This is a genomic window from Longimicrobium sp., from assembly GCF_048594345.1.
Classification (GTDB): domain Bacteria; phylum Gemmatimonadota; class Gemmatimonadetes; order Longimicrobiales; family Longimicrobiaceae; genus Longimicrobium.
Genome location: NZ_JBMDXM010000208.1, coordinates 1 through 4609, shown reverse-complemented (window position 1 = coordinate 4609; position 4609 = coordinate 1). Strand labels below are relative to the sequence as shown.

At 66.4% G+C, this 4609-nt stretch carries 3 protein-coding genes; all 3 read right to left on the bottom strand.

Features of this window, described 5'->3' with window-relative positions; all coding sequences use genetic code 11:
* Nucleotides 1-2394 (bottom strand): hypothetical protein (locus ACOJUJ_RS22365; RefSeq protein WP_420129136.1); only part of this gene is annotated, 2394 nt, incomplete at its 3' end.
* A gap of 735 nt (nt 2395-3129) precedes the next feature.
* Nucleotides 3130-3483: an Imm40 family immunity protein gene (gene imm40, locus ACOJUJ_RS22360; RefSeq protein WP_420129135.1), complete on the bottom strand. Its 354-nt coding sequence runs from the start codon at nt 3481-3483 to the stop codon at nt 3130-3132.
* 6 nt (nt 3484-3489) lie between these two features.
* On the bottom strand, nt 3490-4609 hold a 1120-nt coding region (locus ACOJUJ_RS22355), incomplete at its 5' end, for an RHS repeat-associated core domain-containing protein (protein ID WP_420129134.1).

Sequence of the window (4609 nt, the reverse complement as noted above, 5' to 3'; positions counted from 1 at the left end):
CCACACCCGCCGCGCCATCGACGTGCCCTGCTGCTGCCAGCGCGGGTTGCGGGTGATCGTGTCGTATCCCATGTACACCGGCTCCGCGCCCGGCGCCTGGATCCAGTCCGGCCGGTCCACGGCGTCGTTCCACCCGTACGTGGTGATCCGGTGCACCCCGTCGCCCAGCGGGTTGTACACGGTGTCGGCGATGACGCGGCCCCGCGCGTCGTACCCCGCCCCGCTGCGCAGCACCAGGCTGTCGCCCCGCGCGTTGGGCGTGCGCACCTGCGTCACCAGCGCGGGAAAGCGCGTGTCACCGCGCGCAAGCACCGTCTCGCCGCCCATGGCGTCGCGGATGCGCCGCACCGCGCCTCGCTCGTCCACCCAGATCAGCGTGCGGTCCACCACGTCCGTGCGAGGTCCGTCCAGCGCCGTGTACGCCTGCGCCAGCGGCACCGACTGCCCAAACCCCTTGTCCTCCACCGCCTCGAAGCCGCTGATGATGCTGTCGCCGTTCGCCACCCCCAGCCGCGACGACGTCAGCCGCCCTCGCGTGGAGTACGTGAAGTTCAGCTGCGTCTGCCGCCGGTCGGTGCGGCGCGTCACCAGCAGCGGATCGCTGCTTCCGTACGCCAGGTGCACCTTCTTGCCGTCGGGGTCCTGGATGTAGGTCACCCGCCGGTCGCCCAGCTCGTGCCCAAACCGCACGGTGCGCGTGGGCGCGCCCGGCGCCGTCGCCCGCACCGAGTCCAGCACCCCGCTTGCGCCGTACACAAAGTCGTACGCCGGCGCCGTACCGCTCGCCGTGGGCACCACCACGCGCGTCACCCGCGCGCTATCCCACTCGAACGTGGTCGTCTGACCCAGACGGTTGATGGTGCGCACGTGCTGACCGCTCCCGTCATACTCCACCCGGCCTCCGTCGGGGAGCTTGCGCGTGTAGTACGAGTACCCGATCAGCCGCAGCGTGTCGGCGGCGCCGTCGGCGTTGTGCGACACCCACGTCTGCCACGACGACAGCGGCTCGTACAGCCGCGTGCTTCCGTCCCCGCCCACCACCAGCATGTGCGAGCCCCCGCTGCCGCAGTTGACGCAGATCAGCTGCTCCAGCCCCGCCAGGTGCCACCCCATGCCGAACGGGCTGCCGTTGCGGTTGATGCCCGTGATCTGCGAGCCCAGCACGTTGCTGCTCGGCTGCCCCTGGCTGGGCGTGCTCGCCAGCACCTGCGCGTAGTACCCGGTCAGGCTCCCCACGATGTCGGCGTCGATCTCCACCGCGATGCGCCGCGTGGTCCCCGGCTGCCACTCCGACCCGGCGAACGGCGCCTGGATCACCCGCCCCGACACCGGGAAGTAGATCACCGCCGTCATCACCGTGGGCACCTCCATCCCCTCCGGAAGCGTCACGTCCAGGTACACCGTGGGGCGCGGATGCGCGTGCCGGCTGTTGTACGTCAGCACCGGCGCCCAGGTGCGGTTCAGCGTGCGGTGCGCCGGGAGCGCGTGCGCCAGCCGCAGGTCACCGCACTCGTACGCCGCGCCCGGACCGGCCGAGGCCGTCACGCACTGGCCGCGAAGCACCGGGTACGCACCCGTCGTCAGGTCCGCCAGCCGGATCTGCGGTACGGGCGCGCCCGTGCCGGCGCTGCCCCCCACGCTCACGTCCACCCACCCCGCGTCCGCGACGCCGGGCGTGGACTCCAGCTCCGCCGACAGCCGCACCAGCAGCTGCCCCCCCGACCCCGGGGCCGTGCCCCACACCGTCACGAACGCGGAGTCCCCCGCCGCCACGTTCACCGTCTCGTACCCGATGCCGCAGCCCCCGTGCGGCGCGCCCGTCCACGCGTCACGGCACGACGGCCGCAGACGGTACGTCCCCGCCTTCGTCCCCGGGTTCACCACCCGGAACGTCGTCGCCACCGTCTGCCACGCACCCACCCCGGCCGTGCCTCCGTCCGGCGACACCCGCACCCCCGACCGTCCCGGCACGTACGTGTACGTCACGCTGGCCGGCGACGAAAGGTTGTTCGCGCTGTCGCGGATGCTCGCCGACAGCGTGTTCGCACCCGGCTTCATCGTCAGCGTCGCCGTGTACGTGGCGACCACCAGACCGCCCGGACTCGACGGCGCAGCCGTCTGCGTGAACCGCGTCGTCACCACCGTGTCGTTGAACACCATCGTCCGCGTGCTCGGCTTCAGCGACACCTCGTCCGAGAACCGCACCGTCACCGTGATCGACGGCGACGAGAACGTTCCCGCGTCAGGGCTGAGCGAGACCGCGGGCTCCCCCACATCCTGCGCGCCCAGCGGCGCCGCGATGAAGAGCGGAATCAACAGGGACAGCAGCAGGCAGATTGGGCGCAGTGCGGCGGCGAAACGGAGCAGGTGCGCGCGGAAGGGCTGAAAGGGCATCACGGGTGCGGCAGAGGAAGGGTGGCGGGGAGCCGGCAGGTACCGGCGCCCCTCGGGGGAGCATTTTCTCTCGGATCGGTGGCGGACGGCGGGTTCCCACCGCCCGCGCCCGGTTCAGGGCGGCGGGGCCCGGACCGGCTGGAGGCTGGCGTGTCGTATCGGCAGCCAAACTATACGGATCTCAAGACGATACCGGGGCTCTGTTGACGAATCAGGACGTGTTCAGCGAGACCGATGAGGCTCGTCTACGCAACTGTCCCGTCTTGGGGCCCTGGTAGCGTTTGCGCATGTACATCGGGCCAACGGTGTCGCGCTCACCCTCTAGCAGGGCTGCCCATCCAGTTTTTCCTGATCGCCTGTGTCTCACTCATCGACGGCTGGCCGTGGTGCGGAAGTGCGCAGGCTCCGGGGCAGTGCCTATACGCACTACACGGCCGTTATCTGTTCCTCCAGAGCGTACCGTAGGAGGTTACCCTGGGCATCGAAAAAGAAGCGAGCCTGAATCGCACTCTCATCAAACAGTCGGACTGATGTGCGCCTCCAGATGGCCACCATTTCACGGGAATCACTCCGGTACCCGGAGTGCTCAACCTTCAGGGAGTCAAGAACAACCGTCACCCGCGTATGGTGGGAGCCTACGGGAATCCTCGTGCGGAGCACTGACAAACCGCGGGACCGGTGTGCACTTGCTTCTACTTACCTGCAACTAAATCCACGAAGAACCTGTTATATTAGCTATGCAGACTCAGATCCCAGCACAAGCGCGAACCATGGATTCACATTCCCAAGGTTTGCGTAGCTTTCTATATATTTGAGGCCCACATCTTGGCTGCGGTCTGCATACTCCTCATGAGACTCATGAGGGTGCTTTTCACACGACCAGTTGTCAAAAGTCAGAGTCAGCAACCCTTTATCGAACTGATACACGTCTCCTCCCAGAACAGAGATCTCAAGTGTCCGAAGGTAACGAATGACTGCCATCGCGTCGTTGCGCGACCAAGCGACGTTGTTGACTCCGCACTGTTGGTAGAGCGGCAGCGCAGATATTTGCAACGGTTGTGGGAGTACCTCCAAGACTTGGCTTGTCATGTGTCCTCACGGGTCTTTTCGGAAGTAGCGGTGGTTAATGGTCCTATCTGGCTCCACAATCCATTCGAATGTTCCTTTATTGCCTTTGTACTCTCCACGAAGCTCCACCATCGTACGCTGAACGCCGTCACCTCCAGTAATCGTCCGCGTTGTGCCGTAACGCGCCATGTTGTCCACTTGCAGGGGGAATCCATGATTGTCAGTTTCGGCATCATAGTAAGGTTCACCTCGTGCAGTCTGTCGGCGAATGCTTTGCGGGCGCATCTGCTGACGTACCTTTCCAGTGTATCTTGTTCCCTCTAGGGGGTTTGCAGTTTGTGCAGATCTGGATCTAGTAGGGACCACTCTCCGTGGCCAACCCTCTCGCGTAGCTAGACTGGCTCCAAACTTCGCCCGCGCAACCTCGCGCTCGATCTGTCGAGGGCTTGCATCGTTTCCGCCACCACACGGAGGGCAGTCGTACTCCTCGGAACTGAGACCATAGGGATCAGAATACGATATCGGATCCCCCTCCGCGAAGCCGTATGTGTTCACCCCACCCGCTAACCCAATCGGATCCATCTGCGTAAACTGCCCCGTCTTCGGATCGTAATAGCGGTTGCGCATGTACATCAGGCCGCCGGCGTCGCGCTGGCCTTCCAGCAAGCTGCCCATCCAGTTCTTCGTGATCGCCTGCGTCTCGCCCATCGAGTGGTTGGCGGTGGTGCGGAAGCCGGGCCACTCCACCGGGGTGGTGCTCGCACCGCCGCTGGAGTTGGTGCCCATGCTGAACAGGCCGCGCCAGTTCATGTGCGGCACGACCACGGCGCCCGCGTTGCCGCCCGCCGTCTTGTACGCCACCAGCGGCCGGTCCACGCCGCCCGCGTGCGTGTAGCCGACGATGCCGTACTCCTGGCCTGTGGTTGATTCCTGCTCCAGCTGCGCCGCCGTCGCGGTGTTGGAGCCAGGGCCGCGCAGCTCCCACAGGACGTTGTCGCCCGCCCAGACGTAGCGCTCGATGCCGCTGGTGCAGTCCACCGTGCTGGAGTTCGCCGAGCTCGCATGGCACAGCCCATCCCGGCGCGTGCGCACCAGCACCCGCCGGCCCAGCGCGTCGTAGCGGTACTCGCTGAAGTAGCCCCGGCGC